At 69.7% G+C, this 16,935-nt stretch carries 15 protein-coding genes; 2 read left to right on the top strand and 13 right to left on the bottom strand.

Translation table 11 applies throughout. The features are described from left to right. The first annotated feature begins 34 nt into the window (after positions 1-34). Together DEJ51_RS19425 and DEJ51_RS19420 are read left to right on the top strand one after the other, a co-directional pair. The gene (locus tag DEJ51_RS19425; protein ID WP_150258729.1) at positions 35-646 is read left to right on the top strand and encodes a hypothetical protein; all 612 of its coding nucleotides are present in this window, start codon (positions 35-37) and stop codon (positions 644-646) included. A gap of 121 nt (positions 647-767) precedes the next feature. Continuing rightward, positions 768-1,388: a Uma2 family endonuclease gene (locus tag DEJ51_RS19420; protein WP_150262020.1), complete on the top strand. Its 621-nt coding sequence runs from the start codon at positions 768-770 to the stop codon at positions 1,386-1,388. A 65-nt stretch (positions 1,389-1,453) separates the two neighbouring features. On the opposite strand, the gene nuoN is transcribed toward DEJ51_RS19420, so the two are convergent. From nuoN to DEJ51_RS19355, 13 genes are read right to left on the bottom strand one after another with little or no spacing between them, the layout of a single operon-like run. Next, a complete protein-coding gene (gene nuoN, locus DEJ51_RS19415) occupies positions 1,454-3,109 on the bottom strand; it encodes an NADH-quinone oxidoreductase subunit NuoN (protein WP_150258728.1) in 1,656 nt (551 codons plus the stop codon). Beyond that, on the bottom strand, positions 3,106-4,698 hold the full coding sequence (locus DEJ51_RS19410) for an NADH-quinone oxidoreductase subunit M (protein WP_150258727.1): 1,593 nt from the start codon (positions 4,696-4,698) through the stop codon (positions 3,106-3,108). Before DEJ51_RS19410 ends, nuoN begins: the two co-directional genes overlap by 4 nt. A gap of 1 nt (position 4,699) precedes the next feature. Beyond that, on the bottom strand, positions 4,700-6,595 hold the full coding sequence (gene nuoL, locus DEJ51_RS19405; protein WP_150258726.1) for an NADH-quinone oxidoreductase subunit L: 1,896 nt from the start codon (positions 6,593-6,595) through the stop codon (positions 4,700-4,702). Positions 6,596-6,604: 9 nt separating this feature from the next. Further along, entirely contained in the window at positions 6,605-6,904 is a 300-nt protein-coding gene (gene nuoK / locus DEJ51_RS19400) for an NADH-quinone oxidoreductase subunit NuoK (protein ID WP_030653455.1), read from the bottom strand. Beyond that, positions 6,901-7,716 carry an NADH-quinone oxidoreductase subunit J gene (locus tag DEJ51_RS19395; RefSeq protein WP_150262019.1) on the bottom strand — a complete coding sequence of 272 codons (816 nt, stop codon included), beginning with the start codon at positions 7,714-7,716 and terminating at the stop codon, positions 6,901-6,903. The genes nuoK and DEJ51_RS19395 overlap by 4 nt, the downstream gene beginning before the upstream one ends. A gap of 11 nt (positions 7,717-7,727) precedes the next feature. After that, entirely contained in the window at positions 7,728-8,324 is a 597-nt protein-coding gene (nuoI, locus tag DEJ51_RS19390) for an NADH-quinone oxidoreductase subunit NuoI (protein ID WP_150258725.1), read from the bottom strand. A gap of 3 nt (positions 8,325-8,327) precedes the next feature. Beyond that, a complete protein-coding gene (nuoH, locus tag DEJ51_RS19385; RefSeq protein ID WP_150258724.1) occupies positions 8,328-9,683 on the bottom strand; it encodes an NADH-quinone oxidoreductase subunit NuoH in 1,356 nt (451 codons plus the stop codon). Further along, positions 9,680-12,184, bottom strand: coding sequence for an NADH-quinone oxidoreductase subunit G (locus DEJ51_RS19380; RefSeq protein WP_150258723.1), 2,505 nt, complete (start codon positions 12,182-12,184; stop codon positions 9,680-9,682). Before DEJ51_RS19380 ends, nuoH begins: the two co-directional genes overlap by 4 nt. Continuing rightward, complete coding sequence (gene nuoF, locus DEJ51_RS19375) at positions 12,181-13,566, bottom strand: NADH-quinone oxidoreductase subunit NuoF (protein WP_150258722.1); 1,386 nt, start codon at positions 13,564-13,566, stop codon at positions 12,181-12,183. Before nuoF ends, DEJ51_RS19380 begins: the two co-directional genes overlap by 4 nt. Next, a complete protein-coding gene (gene nuoE / locus DEJ51_RS19370; protein ID WP_150258721.1) occupies positions 13,566-14,321 on the bottom strand; it encodes an NADH-quinone oxidoreductase subunit NuoE in 756 nt (251 codons plus the stop codon). The genes nuoF and nuoE overlap by 1 nt, the downstream gene beginning before the upstream one ends. Further along, positions 14,318-15,646 (bottom strand): NADH-quinone oxidoreductase subunit D, encoded by a 1,329-nt coding sequence (locus DEJ51_RS19365; protein WP_150258720.1) that lies wholly within the window; start codon positions 15,644-15,646, stop codon positions 14,318-14,320. Before DEJ51_RS19365 ends, nuoE begins: the two co-directional genes overlap by 4 nt. Then, on the bottom strand, positions 15,646-16,383 hold the full coding sequence (locus tag DEJ51_RS19360) for an NADH-quinone oxidoreductase subunit C (RefSeq protein ID WP_150258719.1): 738 nt from the start codon (positions 16,381-16,383) through the stop codon (positions 15,646-15,648). Before DEJ51_RS19360 ends, DEJ51_RS19365 begins: the two co-directional genes overlap by 1 nt. Next, positions 16,380-16,934, bottom strand: coding sequence for a NuoB/complex I 20 kDa subunit family protein (locus DEJ51_RS19355; protein WP_030162005.1), 555 nt, complete (start codon positions 16,932-16,934; stop codon positions 16,380-16,382). Before DEJ51_RS19355 ends, DEJ51_RS19360 begins: the two co-directional genes overlap by 4 nt. Position 16,935: the final 1 nt, after the last annotated feature.

Below are 16,935 nucleotides of genomic sequence, written 5' to 3'. Positions count from 1 at the left end.
GGTGGACGAAAGCCCGTCGACGGCAGGAGTCCCCATGTCCCCCCATGTCCGCAAGGCCGCCCTCGTGATCACCGCCGCCGTGTCGCTGGGCCTGACCACCGTGGTCCCGGCGCACGGGGTGGAGGGTCCCGCGCCCGACCCGCATGACGCGAAGGCCATGCGGGACATGGCGACGGCGATCTCGGTGACGGCGAAGTACGCGGACGAGCGGCAGGCCCTCAAGGACGGGTACGTCCCGCACGGCGAGGAGTGCATGAGCAACCCGTTCGGGGTGGGCGCGATGAACTACCACTACGTCAAGCAGGCCAACTGGGGTTCCAAGGACCCGGCCCGGCCGACCGCGCTCCTCTACAGCAAGGAGAAGGACCGCAACGGCCGCCGCAAGCTGGAGACGGTGGAGTGGATGTCCACCGACCGGGACCAGGACCTGAAGACCAGCGACGACCGGCCGAGCATGTTCGGCCTCCCCTTCGACGGGCCGATGCCCGGCCACTGGGCGGGCATGCCCAAGCACTACGACCTGCACATGTGGGCGTACAAGGAGAACCCGGCGGGCCGCTTCCACAACTGGAACCCGGCCCTGACCTGCCCGAAGAAGGCACCCGCCCCGGGCAAGCCGGCCACGGCCCACGGGCACGGCCACTAGTCCGCGCGGCCCGTGTGGTCAAGTGACCCGAGCATATGACTCAGCCAAAAGGACGGCTTCTACGGGAACCCCGGGCGATACGCTGGTCGGACTCGCGAGACTCCGCCCCATGGGAGCACTGATGAGCGTCGAACCCGCAGCACCGCCGCCTGCGCCGGAGCCGGGACCCCGCTGGCCCATCCCGCCCGCGGGCGGCTGGACGGCGGACGACCTGGACACGCTTCCGAATCTGCCTCCGCACACGGAGCTGATCGACGGGAGCCTGATCTTCGTGAGTCCGCAGAGCATCTTCCACGAGCGAGCGATCGACTTGTTCAAGTGGCAGTTGCGGTCGGCGGCCCCCGCCGACTTCGAGATCTTTCGCGAGTTCACGATCGACATCGACAAACGGAATCGGCCCGAGCCGGACGTGGTGGTCGTACGCACCGACGTCGTAGACGATCTGGAACAGACCCGTTTCCCTGCCGAGGCAGTGGTGCTGGCCATCGAGGTGGTCTCCCCCGACTCTGTCGGACGTGACCGCGAGACCAAGCCGTTGAAGTACGCCAGGGCCGGGATCGTCCACTTCTGGCGGGTCGAGAACAAGGACGGCCACGCTGTGGTCTACGTCTACGAGTTGGATCCCGCCACAGGCGCCTACGTCGCGACGGGGATCTTCCACGACCGGCTGAAGGTCTCTGTGCCTTTCACCATCGATATCGACCTCACGGCGATCACACCCCGGCACCGTCCGGCGAAGTAACCCGCACACGGCCAAGGGCCCGGCCCCCTGCAGGGGGCCGGGCCCTTGGCCGTTGCGCGAACCGGTCAGCGGACGAAGGTGCTCGCCTGACCCGCCAGGTCCAGGAAGTACTGCGGGGCGAGACCCAGGACCAGGGTGACCGCGACGCCCACCGCGATGGTGGTCATCGTCAGCGGCGAGGGCACCGCCACCGTCGGGCCGTCGGCCTTCGGCTCGCTGAAGAACATCAGGACGATCACCCGGATGTAGAAGAACGCGGCGATCGCGGACGAGATCACACCGATCACGACCAGCACCCCCGCGCCGCTCTCCGCCGCCGCCTTGAACACGGCGAACTTGCCGGTGAAACCGGAGGTGAGCGGGATGCCCGCGAAGGCGAGGAGGAACACCGCGAACACGGCCGCCGTCAGCGGCGAACGCCGCCCCAGCCCTGCCCACTTGGACAGGTGCGTGGCCTCGCCGCCCGCGTCGCGCACCAGCGTGACCACCGCGAAGGCGCCGATGGTCACGAAGGAGTAGGCGCCCAGGTAGAACAGGACGGACTGGACGCCCTGCGCCGAGGTCGCGATCACACCGGCCAGGATGAAGCCCGCGTGCGCGATCGAGGAGTAGGCGAGCAGCCGCTTGACGTCCGTCTGGGTCACGGCGATCACCGCGCCCGCCAGCATGGTGACGATGGCGACCGCCCACATCACCGGACGCCAGTCCCAGCGCAGCCCCGGCAGGACCACGTAGAGGAGGCGCAGGAGGGCACCGAAGGCGGCCACCTTGGTCGCCGCCGCCATGAAACCGGTGACCGGGGTCGGGGCGCCCTGGTAGACGTCCGGGGTCCACATGTGGAAGGGGACCGCGCCGACCTTGAAGAGCAGGCCCATCATGATCAGCGCGCCGCCGATCAGCAGCAGCGCGTCGTTGCCCATGGTGGAGGCCAGCGCCGGGTCGATCTTCGCGACCGTGCCGTCGACCACGTCCGCGATCGCCGCGTACGAGACCGAGCCCGCGTACCCGTAGAGCAGCGCGATGCCGAAGAGGAGGAAGGCGGAGGAGAAGGCACCCAGGAGGAAGTACTTCACCGCGGCCTCCTGCGACATCAGCCGCTGGCGGCGGGCGACGGCGCAGAGGAGGTACAGCGGGAGGGAGAACACCTCAAGGGCGATGAACAGCGTCAGCAGGTCGTTGGCCGCCGGGAAGATCAGCATGCCGGCGATCGCGAACAGGGCCAGCGGGAAGACCTCGGTGGTGGTGAAGCCCGCCTTGACGGCGGCCTTCTCGCTGTCGCTGCCCGGTACGGACGCCGCCTGGGCGGCGAAGGAGTCCACCCGGTTGCCGTGCGCCGCGGGGTCGAGGCGCCGTTCCGCGAAGGTGAAGACCGCCACGACCGAGGCCAGCAGGATGGTGCCCTGCAGGAAGAGCGCCGGGCCGTCCACGGCGATGGCGCCCATCGCGGCGATGTGGGCCTTGCCGGACGCGTACCCGCCGGCCGCGAGGCCGACGACCGCGGCGAAGGCCGAGGCCAGCGCCGCGAAGGCGAGGAACACCTGGACGGGGTAGCGGGACTTGCGGGGCACGAAGGCCTCGACCAGGATCCCGAGCACCGCCGCGCCCACCACGATCAGCGTGGGCGCGAGCTGCGCGTACTCGATGGTCGGTGCCGGGATCCGGTCGGCCGGTACCTCGGCCGCCAGTGTCCACAGGCTGTGGGCGGAAGTCGGTGCGCTCACTTCGCCACCTCCCCGTTCTTCGCTTCGACGTCGACCTCGGGCCGCGGGTCCGTCTGCTTGACGTCCGACATGGTGTGCTCCACCGCCGGGTTGACGATGTCGGTGAGCACCTTCGGGTAGACGCCCAGTCCGATCAGCAGGGCGATCAGCGGGGCGACCACCAGCACCTCCCGCAGGCGCAGGTCCGGCATGGTGCGGACCTCCTCCTTCACGGGGCCGGTCATCGTGCGCTGGTAGAGGACCAGCGTGTAGAGGGCGGCGAGCACGATGCCGGTGGTGGCGATGATGCCGACGACCGGGTACCGGGCGAAGGTGCCGACCAGGACCAGGAATTCACTGACGAAGGGCGCGAGGCCCGGCAGCGAGAGGGTGGCGAGGCCGCCGATCAGGAAGGTGCCGGCGAGGACCGGGGCCACCTTCTGGACGCCGCCGTAGTCGGCGATGAGCCGCGAGCCGCGCCGCGAGATCAGGAAGCCGGCCACCAGCATCAGCGCAGCCGTCGACAGGCCGTGGTTGACCATGTAGAGGGTGGCGCCGGACTGGCCCTGGGAGGTCATCGCGAAGATGCCCAGGATGATGAAGCCGAAGTGCGAGATCGACGCGTAGGCGACCAGACGCTTGATGTCCCGCTGGCCGACCGCGACCAGTGCGCCGTAGACGATGCTGATCAGGGCCAGCACGAGGATCACCGGCGTGGCCCACTTGCTGGCGTCGGGGAAGAGCCCGAGGCAGAAGCGGAGCATCGCGAAGGTGCCGACCTTGTCGACGACCGCGGTGATCAGTACGGCGACCGGAGCGGTGGACTCGCCCATCGCGTTCGGCAGCCAGGTGTGCAGCGGCCACAGCGGGGCCTTCACCGCGAAGGCGAAGAAGAAGCCGAGGAACAGCAGCCGCTCGGTGTTGGTGGACATGTCGAGCGTGCCCGCGGCGCGGGCGGCGGTGATCTCCTGGAGGGAGAAGTTCCCGGCGACCACGTAGAGGCCGATGACGGCCGCCAGCATGATCAGGCCGCCGACCAGGTTGTAGAGGAGGAACTTGACCGCCGCGTACGAGCGCTGGGCGGCCGCGTTCTCGTCGGATCCGCCGTGGGCCCGGTCCCCGAAGCCGCCGATGAGGAAGTACATCGGGATGAGCATGGCTTCGAAGAAGATGTAGAAGAGGAAGACGTCGGTGGCCTCGAAGGAGATGATCACCATCGCCTCGACCAGCAGGATCAGGGCGAAGAAGCCCTGGGTCGGCCGCCACCGGGAGCTCTTGGTCTCCAGGGGGTCGGCGTCGTGCCAGCCGGCCGCGATCACGAAGGGGATCAGCAGCGCGGTGAGCGCGATGAGCACCACCCCGATCCCGTCCACGCCCAGCTCGTAGCGGACGCCGAAGTCGGCGATCCAGGGCCGGGATTCGGTGAGCTGGTAGCGCTCGCCACCGGGGTCGAAGCGGACCGCGACGAGCACGGCCAGGGCCAGGGTCGCCAGCGAGAAGAGCAGCGCGAGCCACTTGGCGGCGGTCCTGCGGGCGGCCGGGACGGCCGCCGTCAGGATCGCGCCGGCCGCGGGGACCGCGGCCGTCACCGTCAGAAGCGGGAAACTCATTTCACACCGCCCTCATCAGCAGGGTCGCGGCGATCAGGACCACCGTGCCCCCGAACATCGAGACCGCGTAGCTGCGGGCGTAGCCGTTCTGCAGCTTGCGCAGGCGGCCCGAGAGCCCGCCGACCGAGGCGGCCGTCCCGTTGACCACCCCGTCGACCACGCTGTGGTCGAGGTACACGAGCGAGCGGGTCAGGTGCTCCCCGCCGCGCACCAGCACGACGTGGTTGAAGTCGTCCTGGTAGAGGTCCTTGCGGGCCGCCCGGGTGAGGAACGAGCCGCGCGGGGCGACGACCGGGACGGGCCTCTTGCCGTACATCCCCCAGGCGATGCCGACTCCGACGAGGAGCATCACCATGGTGGCGGCGGTCACGGTCATGGCGCTGACCGGCGGGTTGCCGTGGGAGTAACCGGTGACGGGCTCCAGCCACTTCAGGAAGCGCTCGCCGATCTCGAAGAAGGCTCCGGCGAAGACCGACCCGAACGCCAGGATGACCATCGGGACGGTCATGGACTTCGGGGACTCGTGCGGGTGCGGCGGGTGGCCTTCCGCATCCGGCTGCCAGCGCTTCTCGCCGAAGAAGGTGAGGAGCATGACGCGGGTCATGTAGAAGGCGGTGATGCCGGCGCCCAGCAGGGTCACGCCGCCGAGGATCCAGCCCTCGGTGCCGCCCTTCGCGAAGGCCGCCTCGATGATCATGTCCTTGGAGAAGAAGCCCGACAGGCCCGGGAAGCCGATGATGGCCAGGTACCCGAGTCCGAAGGTCACGAAGGTGACCGGCATGTACTTCCGCAGGCCCCCGTACTTGCGCATGTCGACCTCGTCGTTCATCCCGTGCATCACGGAACCCGCACCGAGGAAGAGACCCGCCTTGAAGAAGCCGTGCGTCACCAGGTGCATGATCGCGAAGACGTAGCCGATCGGGCCGAGGCCCGCGGCGAGGATCATGTAGCCGATCTGCGACATCGTCGAGCCCGCCAGGGCCTTCTTGATGTCGTCCTTCGCGCAACCGACGATCGCACCGAAGAGCAGCGTGACCGCGCCCACGACGGTGACCACCAGCTGCGCGTCGGGAGCCCCGTTGAAGATCGCGGCGGAGCGGACGATCAGGTACACGCCCGCCGTCACCATGGTGGCCGCGTGGATCAGGGCCGAGACCGGGGTCGGGCCCTCCATCGCGTCCCCGAGCCAGGACTGCAGCGGGACCTGTGCCGACTTGCCGCAGGCGGCCAGGAGCAGCATCAGGCCGATCGCCGTCAGAGTGCCCTCGGACGTCTCGCCCACCGCGCCGAACAGGGGGGTGAAGGCGAAGGTCCCGAAGGTGGTGAACATCAGCATGATCGCGATCGACAGACCGATGTCGCCGACGCGGTTGACCAGGAAGGCCTTCTTCGCGGCGGTGGCCGCGCTGGGCTTGTGCTGCCAGAAGCCGATGAGGAGGTACGAGGCGAGGCCCACGCCCTCCCAGCCGAAGTACAGCAGCAGGTAGTTGTCGGCGAGGACCAGGAGCAGCATCGCCGCGACGAACAGGTTCAGGTAGCCGAAGAAGCGGCGGCGGCGCTCGTCGTGCTCCATGTACCCGATCGAGTACACGTGGATGAGCGTGCCCACCCCCGAGATCAGCAGGACGAAGGTCATCGACAGCTGGTCCAGCTGGAAGGCCATGTCCGCCTGGAAGCCCTCGACGGGGATCCAGGTGTACAGGTTCTGGGTCAGGGTCCGGTCCTCGGCCGTGCGTCCCAGCATGTCGGCGAACAGGACGACGCCGATCCCGAAGGAGACGGCAGCGAGCAGGGTGCCGATCCAGTGACCGACCTTGTCGAGGCGCCGGCCGCCGCACAGCAGCACCACCGCTCCGAGCAGGGGCGCCGCGATCAGCAGCGCAATCAGGTTCTCCACAGCGACCCCTTACAGCTTCATCAGGCTGGCGTCGTCGACCGAGGCCGAGTGGCGGGTACGGAACAGCGACACGATGATCGCCAGGCCGACCACGACCTCCGCGGCGGCGACGACCATCGTGAAGAACGCGATGATCTGGCCGTCGAGGTTGCCGTGCATCCGGGAGAACGCGACGAAGGCGAGGTTGCAGGCGTTGAGCATCAGCTCGACGCACATGAACAGCACGATCGCGTTCTTGCGGATCAGGACCCCGGTGGCACCGATCGTGAACAGCAGGGCCGCCAGGTACAGGTAGTTGACGGGATTCACTTCGAGGCCTCCTCACGGCCGAGGCGCTCCGAGGAGGCCTGCTCCAGTGCCTTGAGGTCGTCGATGGCCTGGCTGGAGACGTCCCGGATCTGACCGCGGGCGCGCAGCGTCCGGCTGACGGTCAGCTCGGACGGGGTGCCGTCGGGCAGCAGACCGGCGACGTCCACCGCGTTGTGCCGGGCGTAGACGCCGGGCGCGGGCAGCGGCGGGAGCTGGACGCCCTCGCGGACCCGCTTCTCGGCGAGCTCGCGCTGGGTGGCGGCCCGTTCGGTGCGCTCCCGGTGGGTGAGCACCATCGCGCCGACGGCCGCGGTGATCAGCAGCGCGCCGGTGATCTCGAAGGCGAAGACGTACTTGGTGAAGATCAGCTGGGCCAGGCCCTCGATGTGCCCGCCGGAGTTGACCCGGCCGAGCCCGTTGAAGTGGGTGAGCCCCGCATTGGCGATGCCGGCGATCAGCAGGATGCCGAAGCCGAGCGCGCACAGGGCGGCCATCCAGCGCTGCCCCTTGATGGTCTCCTTCAGTGAGTCGGCGGCGGTGACGCCGACGAGCATGACCACGAAGAGGAAGAGCATCATGATCGCGCCGGTGTAGACGATGACCTGGACGACGCCCAGGAAGTACGCCCCGTTGGCGAGGTAGAAGACGGCCAGGATGATCATCGTCCCGGCCAGGCTGAGGGCGCTGTGCACGGCCTTCTTCATCAGGATCGTGGCCAGGGCGCCGACGACGGCGACCGTGCCGAGGATCCAGAACTGGATCGCCTCGCCCGTGGAGGTCAGGGACGTCGCGGAGGCGGCGACGGCGCTCATGCCGGCGGCGCTCACGCGTCCACCTCCTCGGACTGCCCGTTCTCCGGGGCGGTTTCGCCCTTGGAGACGGCGACCTGCCGGACGGTGCCCGGGGCGGCCCCGGTCACCAGACCTCGGTAATAGTCCGTGTCGTCCGTGCCGGGGAAGATCGAGTGCGGTGCCTCGACCATGCCCTCGGTCAGGCCGGCCAGCAGCTGCTCCTTGGTGTAGATGAGCGATTCGCGGCTGGAGTCGGCCAGTTCGAACTCGTTCGTCATGGTGAGCGCCCTGGTCGGGCACGCCTCCACGCACAGCCCGCACAGGATGCAGCGGGCGTAGTTGATCTGGTAGACGCGGCCGTACCGCTCACCCGGGGAGTAGCGCTCCTCCTCGGTGTTGTCCGCGCCCTCCACGTAGATCGCGTCGGCGGGACAGGCCCAGGCACACAGCTCGCACCCGATGCACTTCTCCAGACCGTCGGGGTGCCGGTTGAGCTGATGCCGTCCGTGGAAGCGCGGCGCGGTCGTCTTCTGCTGCTCCGGGTACTGCTCGGTGAGGCGCTTCTTGAACATGGCCTTGAAGGTCACGCCGAAGCCCGCCACCGGGTTCTGCCACTTCTCGTCGGACATCTCTCAAGCCTCCTCTCGGTCACTGTCAGTATTCGCCCCACCACTGACAATCAGCTCCCGCTCGGTGCGGGACCGCCTGCGTGGTACGGGTGCCAGGTGCTGGCCGGGCTTGGGCGGTACGGGGAATCCGCCCGCCAGCGGGTCGAAGGGCTCGGCGTCGTGCGCCGCTCCGGCGGCCGCCGTCCGCTTGTCCCGCTTGTCGCGGAAGAGGTCCGCGACGAAGGAGAGGAGCAGGATCGCCACGACGGCACCGCCGACGTAGAGGACGATCTCGCTGAAGTCGTACGCCTCGTTGCGCAGCGCCCGGACGGTGGCCACCAGCATCAGCCAGACCACCGAGACCGGGATCAGCACCTTCCAGCCGAGCTTCATCAGCTGGTCGTAGCGCACGCGGGGCAGCGTGCCGCGCAGCCAGATGAAGAAGAACAGCAGCAGCTGCACCTTGAGGACGAACCAGAGCATCGGCCACCAGCCGTGGTTCGCGCCCTCCCAGAAGTGGCTGATCGGGTACGGGGCCCGCCAGCCGCCCAGGAAGAGGGTGACCGAGACCGCCGAGACGGTGACCATGTTGACGTACTCGGCCAGCATGAACAGCGCGAACTTGATGGACGAGTACTCGGTGTTGAAGCCGCCGACCAGGTCGCCCTCGGACTCCGGCATGTCGAAGGGGGCGCGGTTCGTCTCGCCGACCATCGTGACGACGTAGATGATGAAGGACACCGGCAGCAGGACGATGAACCAGCGGTCCGCCTGGGCCTCGACGATCGCCGAGGTCGACATCGACCCGGAGTAGAGGAAGACCGAGGCGAAGGCCGCGCCCATCGCGATCTCGTAGGAGATCATCTGCGCGCAGGACCGCAGGCCGCCGAGGAGCGGGTAGGTCGAGCCGGAGGACCAGCCGGCCAGCACGATGCCGTAGATGCCGACCGAGGCCACCGCGAGGATGTAGAGCATCGCGATGGGCAGGTCGGTCAGCTGCATCGAGGTGCGCTGGCCGAAGATGGAGACCTGGTCGTCGGCGGGCCCGAAGGGGATCACCGCGATGGCCATGAAGGCCGGGATCGCCGCGATGATCGGGGCCAGGACGTAGACGACCTTGTCGGCCCGCTTGACGATCAGGTCTTCCTTGAGCATCAGCTTCACGCCGTCGGCGAGCGACTGGAGCATGCCCCAGGGGCCGTGCCGGTTCGGGCCGATGCGCAGCTGCATCCAGGCGACGACCTTGCGCTCCCACACGATGGAGAAGAGCACCGTCACCATCAGGAAGGCGAAGCAGAACACCGCCTTGATGACGACGAGCCACCAGACGTCCCGTCCGAAGAGGGACAGGTCCTCGGCAGCGAGTTGAACGGTGTTCACGCGCCCACCTCCGCAGTGGTGTCGCCTGCGCCGGCCGGGGTCGCCGGGCCGATGCGTACGAGGGTGCCCGGGCGGGCGCCGGCGTCGGCGAGGACGCCGGAGCCGGTGGAGTTCAGCGGGAGCCAGACCACGCGGTCGGGCATCTCGGTGATCCGGAGCGGGAGTTCCACCGAACCGGCCGGGCCGGTGACCGCGAGGACGTCGCCGTCCTTGACGCCGGTCTCGGCGGCCGTGGCGGCCGACAGCCGGGCACTCGCCTCGTGCCGGGTTCCGGCGAGGGCGTCGTCGCCCTCCTGCAGCCGGCCGAGGTCCAGGAGCAGCCGGTGGCCCGCGAGGACCGCCTCGCCGGCGCCCGGGCGGGGCAGCGGCACGGTGTCCGTGCTCTGCTCGGAGGCCCGCTCCCCGGCCCAGGGGCCGAGTACGTCGATCTCCCGGCGTACGGCGTGCACGTCGGGCAGCGCGATCGGCCGGTCGGCCGCGTCGGCCAGCATGTGCAGCACGCGGGCGTCGGCCGGGGCGAGCCGGCGGGTCATCTGGTCGGGCTTGAGCGCGGCCTCGAACGGCCTGACGCGGCCCTCCCAGTTGATGAACGCGCCCGCCTTCTCGGCCACCGCGGCGACCGGGAGGACCACGTCCGCGTGGTCGGTGACCTCGCTGGGCCGCAGCTCCAGGGAGACCACGAAGGCCTCCTGGAGGGCGGTCCGGGCGCGGGCCGGGTCCGGCAGGTCGGCGACCTCGACGCCCGCGATCAGCAGCGCCGAGAGCTCCCGGGTCGCCGCGGCCTCGACGATCTGGCCGGTGTCGCGGCCGTAGCGGTGCGGGAGTTCGTCCAGGCCCCAGGCGGTGGCGACCTCGTCGCGGGCCCGCGGGTCGGTGGCCGGACGGCCGCCCGGCAGCAGGGACGGCAGCGCGCCCGCCTCGACGGCGGCCCGCTCACCGGCCCGGCGCGGGATCCACACCAGGGTGGCCCCGGTGACCCCGGCGGCCCGTACGGCGGCGGTCAGCGCGCCCGGCACGCCGGCGAGGCGCTCCCCGACGAGGATGACCGCGCCGGGCAGCCGCAGTGCCTCGGCGGCTTCGGCGCCGCCGGTCTCCAGGCCCGTCCGCGAGGCCAGCGCGTCGAGCCACTCGGGCTCGGTGCCGGGAGCGGCGGCCAGCAGGCGGCCGCCGGCCTTCTCCAGGCCGCGGGTGGCGAAGGGGGCGACGGAGAAGGTCCGCTGCTTGCGCTTGCGGTGCGCCTTGCGCAGCCGCAGGAAGACGCCCGGGGCCTCCTCCTCCGCCTCGATGCCGACGAGCAGCACCGCCGGGGCCTGCTCCAGGGCGGTGTACGAGAGCCACTGTCCGCCGAGGTCGACCCCGTACCCGGCGACCTCCGAGGCCAGGAACTCGGCCTCCTCCGCGCTGTGCACGCGGGCCCGGAAGTCGATGTCGTTGGTGTCGAGCACCACCCGCGCGAACTTGGCGTACGCGTAGGCGTCCTCGACGGTGAGCCGGCCGCCGGTCAGCACCCCGGCCCGGCCGCGCGCGGCGGCGAGTCCGTTCGCCGCGGCCTCCAGGGCCTCGGGCCAGCTCGCCGGGGCGAGCACCCCGTCGGAGCCGCGCACCAGCGGGGTGGTCAGCCGGTCCGGGCGCTGCGCGTAGCGGAACCCGAAGCGGCCCTTGTCGCAGATCCACTCCTCGTTGACCTCGGGGTCCTCGGCTGCGAGACGGCGCAGCACCTTGCCGCGGCGGTGGTCGGTGCGGGTGGCGCAGCCGCCCGCGCAGTGCTCGCACACGCTCGGGGAGGAGACGAGGTCGAAGGGGCGGGAGCGGAACCGGTAGGCGGCCGAGGTGAGGGCGCCGACGGGACAGATCTGGATGGTGTTGCCGGAGAAGTACGACTCGAAGGGGTCGCCCTCGCCGGTGCCGACCTGCTGCAGCGCGCCGCGTTCCAGCAGCTCGATCATCGGGTCGCCGGCGATCTCGTTGGAGAAGCGGGTGCAGCGCGCGCACAGCACGCACCGCTCGCGGTCCAGCAGCACCTGGGTGGAGATCGGGACCGGCTTCTCGTAGGTGCGCTTCTTGCCCTCGAACCGCGAGTCGGCGTTGCCGTGCGACATCGCCTGGTTCTGCAGCGGGCACTCGCCGCCCTTGTCGCAGACGGGGCAGTCCAGCGGGTGGTTGATGAGCAGCAGCTCCATCACCCCGCGCTGGGACTTGTCGGCGACCTCGGAGGTCAGCTGGGTCTTGACGACCATGCCGTCGGTGCAGGTGATGGTGCAGGAGGCCATCGGCTTGCGCTGGCCCTCGACCTCGACGATGCACTGGCGGCAGGCGCCGGCCGGGGAGAGCAGGGGGTGGTCGCAGAACCGGGGGATCTCGATGCCGAGCTGCTCGGCGGCCCGGATGACGAGGGTGCCCTTGGGCACCGACAGTTCGACCCCGTCGATGGTCAGCGAGACGGTGTTCTCCGGTGGCACCGCCGCTCCGCCCCCGGAGGCCGCTGGAGTGGTGACGGTCATGCGTTCACCTCCGTGTCGGCCCAGAGGGTCGACTTCCTGGGGTCGAAGGGGCAGCCCTTGCCCGTGATGTGCTGCTCGTACTCCTCGCGGAAGTACTTGAGCGAGGAGAAGATCGGGCTGGCGGCGCCGTCGCCGAGCGCGCAGAAGGACTTGCCGTTGATGTTGTCGGCGATGTCGTTCAGCTTGTCGAGGTCGGACATGACGCCCCGGCCGGCCTCGATGTCGCGGAGCAGCTGGACCAGCCAGTAGGTGCCTTCGCGGCACGGGGTGCACTTGCCGCAGGACTCGTGGGCGTAGAACTCGGTCCACCGGGTCACGGCCCGCACCACGCAGGTCGTCTCGTCGAAGCACTGGAGGGCCTTGGTGCCGAGCATCGAGCCGGCGGCGCCCACGCCCTCGTAGTCGAGCGGGACGTCGAGGTGCTCGTCGGTGAACATCGGGGTGGAGGAGCCGCCCGGGGTCCAGAACTTCAGCCGGTGCCCGGGGCGCATGCCGCCGCTCATGTCGAGGAGCTGGCGCAGGGTGATGCCGAGCGGGGCCTCGTACTGGCCGGGGCCGACGACGTGCCCGGAGAGCGAGTACAGCGTGAAGCCGGGGGACTTCTCGGTCCCCATCGACTTGAACCAGTCCTTGCCCCTGTTCAGGATCGCGGGAACCGAGGCGATCGACTCCACGTTGTTGACGACAGTGGGGCACGCGTAGAGCCCCTCGACGGCAGGGAAGGGGGGACGCAGCCGGGGCTGTCCGCGCCGGCCTTCGAGGGAGTCGAGCAGCGCCGTCTCCTCGCCGCAGATGTACGCGCCCGCTCCCGCGTGCACCGTGATGTCGAGGTTGCGCCCGGTGCCGTCGATGTCCTTGCCGAGGTATCCGGCCGCGTACGCCTCGCGTACGGCCTCGTGCAGGCGACGCAGTACGGGCACCGTCTCCCCGCGGAGGTAGATGAAGGCGTGCTCCGAGCGGATCGCGTAGCAGGCGATGATCATTCCCTCGATGAGGGAGTGCGGGTTGGCGAAGAGGAGGGGGATGTCCTTGCAGGTTCCCGGCTCCGACTCGTCCGCGTTCACGACGAGGTAGTGCGGCTTTCCGTCGCCCTGCGGGATGAACTGCCACTTCATTCCGGTGGGGAAGCCCGCGCCGCCGCGTCCGCGCAGGCCCGAGTCCTTCACGTAGGCGATGAGGTCGTCCGGGGTCATGGCGAGGGCCTTGCGCAGGCCCTCGTACCCCTCGTGGCGCCGGTAGGTCTCCAGCGTCCACGACCGTGGCTCGTCCCAGAAGGAGGACAGCACGGGGGCGAGGAGCTTCTCCGGGCTGGTCCCGCCGCCGGCCTCCGGATGGGAGGTGCCCCCATTGCCCCCGTTGCTCAGTTCGGAAGACACCGACATCACTCCCCTCCCTCGGTGGTGGCCTCGCCGCGCGGGTGGACGATCGGGGTGTGGGCGGACTCGCCGCGCGCGATGCGCAGCCCGATCAGGGAGGCGGGGCCGGCCCCGCCGGTCGCCTCGACCGCGCCCTCGCGCTCGTCCGGGAAACCGGCCAGGATCCGGGCGGTCTCCTTGTACGTGCACAGCGGCGCGCCCCGGGTCGGCGAGACCTCGCGCCCGGCCAGCAGGTCGTCGACCATGGCCTTGGCGGACTGGGGGGTCTGGTTGTCGAAGAACTCCCAGTTGACCATCACCACGGGGGCGAAGTCGCAGGCCGCGTTGCACTCGATGTGTTCGAGGGTGATCTTGCCGTCGGGGGTGGTCTCGTTGTTGCCGACCCCGAGGTGCTCCTTGAGCTCCTCGAAGATGGCGTCACCGCCCATCACCGCGCACAGGGTGTTGGTGCAGACGCCGACCTGGTAGTCGCCGGAGGGCTTGCGTCGGTACATCGTGTAGAAGGTCGCCACGGCCGTGACCTCGGCGGTGGTCAGGCCCAGTACCTCGGCGCAGAAGCGGATGCCGGTGCGCGAGACGTGGCCCTCGACGGACTGGGTCAGGTGCAGCAGCGGCAGCAGCGCGGAGCGGCTGTCGGGGTAGCGGGCGATGACTTCCCTGGCGTCGGCTTCGAGGCGCTCGCGTACCTCCGCCGGAAAGTCGGGGGCCGGCAGCTGGGGCATGCCCAGCGAGACCCCTTGGTTCGAAGGACTGGCGGTCATCGGTCGACGCCTCCCATCACGGGGTCGATGGAGGCGACGGCGACGATGACGTCGGCGACCTGGCCGCCCTCGCACATCGCGGCCATGGCCTGCAGGTTGGTGAAGGACGGGTCGCGGAAGTGGACCCGGTAGGGGCGGGTGCCGCCGTCGGAGACGACGTGGACGCCGAGCTCGCCCTTGGGCGACTCGACGGCCGCGTACGCCTGGCCGGCCGGCACCCGGAAGCCCTCGGTCACCAGCTTGAAGTGGTGGATGAGGGCCTCCATGGAGGTGCCCATGATGTTCCTGATGTGGTCGAGCGAGTTGCCGAGGCCGTCCGGGCCCATCGCGAGCTGCGCCGGCCAGGCGATCTTCTTGTCGGCGACCATCACCGGTCCCGGCTCCAGGCGCTCCAGGCACTGCTCGACGATCCGCAGGGACTGGCGCATCTCCTCCAGGCGGATCAGGAACCGTCCGTAGGAGTCGCAGCTCTCGGTGGTCGGCACGTCGAACTCGTAGGTCTCGTATCCGCAGTACGGGTCCGACTTGCGCAGGTCGTGCGGCAGGCCGGCGGAGCGCAGGATCGGGCCGGTGGCGCCGAGCGCCATGCAGCCGGTGAGGTCGAGGTAGCCGACGTCCTGCATGCGGGCCTTGAAGATGGGGTTGCCGGTGGCGAGCTTGTCGTACTCCGGCAGGTTCTTCTTCATGGTCTTCACGAACTCGCGCAGCTGGTCGACGGCGCCCGGGGGGAGGTCCTGGGCGAGGCCGCCGGGGCGGACGAACGCGTGGTTCATGCGCAGTCCGGTGATCAGCTCGAAGATGTCGAGGATCAGCTCGCGGTCGCGGAAGCCGTAGATCATGATCGTGGTCGCGCCCAGCTCCATGCCGCCGGTGGCGATGCACACCAGGTGGGAGGAGAGCCGGTTGAGCTCCATCAGCAGGACGCGGACGATCGTGGCGCGGTCGGGGATCTGGTCGGTGATGCCGAGCAGCTTCTCGACGCCCAGGCAGTACGCCGTCTCGTTGAAGAACGGCGTCAGGTAGTCCATGCGCGTCACGAAGGTGGTGCCCTGCGTCCAGTTCCGGAATTCGAGGTTCTTCTCGATGCCGGTGTGCAGGTAGCCGATGCCGCAGCGGGCCTCGGTGACCGTCTCGCCGTCGATCTCCAGGATCAGGCGCAGCACTCCGTGGGTGGACGGGTGCTGCGGCCCCATGTTGACGACGATCCGCTCGTCGTCGGCCCTGGCCGCGGACTGGACGATCTCGTCCCAGTCGCCGCCGGTGACGGTGTAGACGGTGCCCTCGGTCGTCTCGCGGGAGGACGCGTGGTTCGAGGTGTTGGACATCAGCTGTACGACCTCCGCTGGTCGGGAGCCGGGATCTGGGCGCCCTTGTACTCGACGGGGATGCCGCCGAGCGGGTAGTCCTTGCGCTGCGGGAAGCCCTGCCAGTCGTCCGGCATCATGATCCGGGTGAGGGCCGGGTGCCCGTCGAAGATCAGGCCGAAGAAGTCGTACGTCTCGCGCTCGTGCCAGTCGTTGGTCGGGTAGACGGCGACGAGCGAGGGGACGTGCGGGTCGCCGTCCGGGACGGACACCTCCAGCCGCAGGATCCGGCCGTGCGTGAGCGAGCGCAGGTGGTAGACGGCGTGCAGCTCGCGGCCCTTGTCCCCGGGGAAGTGCACGCCGGAGACCCCGGTGCAGAGCTCGAAGCGCAGGGCCGGGTCGTCGCGCAGGGTGCGCGCGACGCGGACCAGGTGCTCGCGGGGGATGTGGAAGGTGAGCTCGCCCCGGTCGACCACCGTCTTCTCGATGGCGTTCCCGGGGACCAGGTCCTGCTCCTCCAGGGCGCCTTCGAGCTCGTCGGCCACCTCGTCGAACCAGGAGCCGTACGGCCGGCTGGTCGCGCCGGGCATGGCCACGGTCCGTACGAGGCCGCCGTAGCCGCTGGTGTCCCCGCCGCCCGCGGCCCCGAACATGCCCTTGCGGACGCCGATGACCTCGGGGCCCTGGTCGCGCGGCGCAGGGACGTTGCTTCCGTTGCCGCCGTTGCCGCCGTTGTCCGGCTCTTGGGTCTCGCTCACCGGAGCAGCCCCTTCATCTCGATGGTGGGGAGGGCCTTGAGGGCCGCCTCCTCCGCCTCACGGGCCGCTTCTTCCCGGTTCACGCCGAGCTTTCCGCCCTGGATCTTCTGGTGGAGCTTGAGGATCGCGTCCATCAGCATCTCGGGGCGCGGCGGGCAGCCGGGCAGATAGATGTCCACCGGGACGATGTGGTCGACGCCCTGGACGATCGCGTAGTTATTGAACATTCCGCCCGAAGATGCACAAACCCCCATGGAGATGACCCATTTGGGAGCGGGCATCTGGTCGTACACCTGCCGCAGCACCGGCGCCATCTTCTGGCTGACCCGCCCGGCCACGATCATCAGATCGGCCTGGCGCGGGGATCCGCGGAAGACCTCCATGCCGAAGCGGGCCAGGTCGTACCGGCCCGCTCCGGTGGTCATCATCTCGATGGCGCAGCAGGCCAGACCGAAGGTGGCCGGGAAGACGGACGACTTGCGCACCCATCCCGCGGCCTGTTCGACGGTGGTCAGCAGAAAGCCGCTCGGCAGCTTCTCTTCCAGTCCCATG

The sequence above is a fragment of the Streptomyces venezuelae genome (assembly GCF_008642275.1).
Taxonomy (GTDB): Bacteria; Actinomycetota; Actinomycetes; order Streptomycetales; family Streptomycetaceae; genus Streptomyces; species Streptomyces venezuelae_E.
Note: the sequence above shows the minus strand (reverse complement) of the source record. Positions and strands in the feature narration are given on the sequence as shown.

What these genes read in the sequence shown, in the direction of transcription:
- DEJ51_RS19425 (WP_150258729.1), top strand. Translation starts at nt 35, where the DNA reads ATGTCCCCCCATGTCCGCAAGGCCGCCCTCGTGATCACCGCCGCCGTG.
- DEJ51_RS19420 (WP_150262020.1), top strand. Translation starts at nt 768, where the DNA reads ATGAGCGTCGAACCCGCAGCACCGCCGCCTGCGCCGGAGCCGGGACCC.
- DEJ51_RS19410 (WP_150258727.1), bottom strand. Translation starts at nt 4,698, where the DNA reads ATGAGTTTCCCGCTTCTGACGGTGACGGCCGCGGTCCCCGCGGCCGGC.
- DEJ51_RS19395 (WP_150262019.1), bottom strand. Translation starts at nt 7,716, where the DNA reads ATGAGCGCCGTCGCCGCCTCCGCGACGTCCCTGACCTCCACGGGCGAG.
- nuoI (WP_150258725.1), bottom strand. Translation starts at nt 8,324, where the DNA reads ATGTCCGACGAGAAGTGGCAGAACCCGGTGGCGGGCTTCGGCGTGACC.
- DEJ51_RS19380 (WP_150258723.1), bottom strand. Translation starts at nt 12,184, where the DNA reads ATGACCGTCACCACTCCAGCGGCCTCCGGGGGCGGAGCGGCGGTGCCA.
- nuoF (WP_150258722.1), bottom strand. Translation starts at nt 13,566, where the DNA reads ATGTCGGTGTCTTCCGAACTGAGCAACGGGGGCAATGGGGGCACCTCC.
- nuoE (WP_150258721.1), bottom strand. Translation starts at nt 14,321, where the DNA reads ATGACCGCCAGTCCTTCGAACCAAGGGGTCTCGCTGGGCATGCCCCAG.
- DEJ51_RS19365 (WP_150258720.1), bottom strand. Translation starts at nt 15,646, where the DNA reads ATGTCCAACACCTCGAACCACGCGTCCTCCCGCGAGACGACCGAGGGC.
- DEJ51_RS19355 (WP_030162005.1), bottom strand. Translation starts at nt 16,934, where the DNA reads ATGGGACTGGAAGAGAAGCTGCCGAGCGGCTTTCTGCTGACCACCGTC.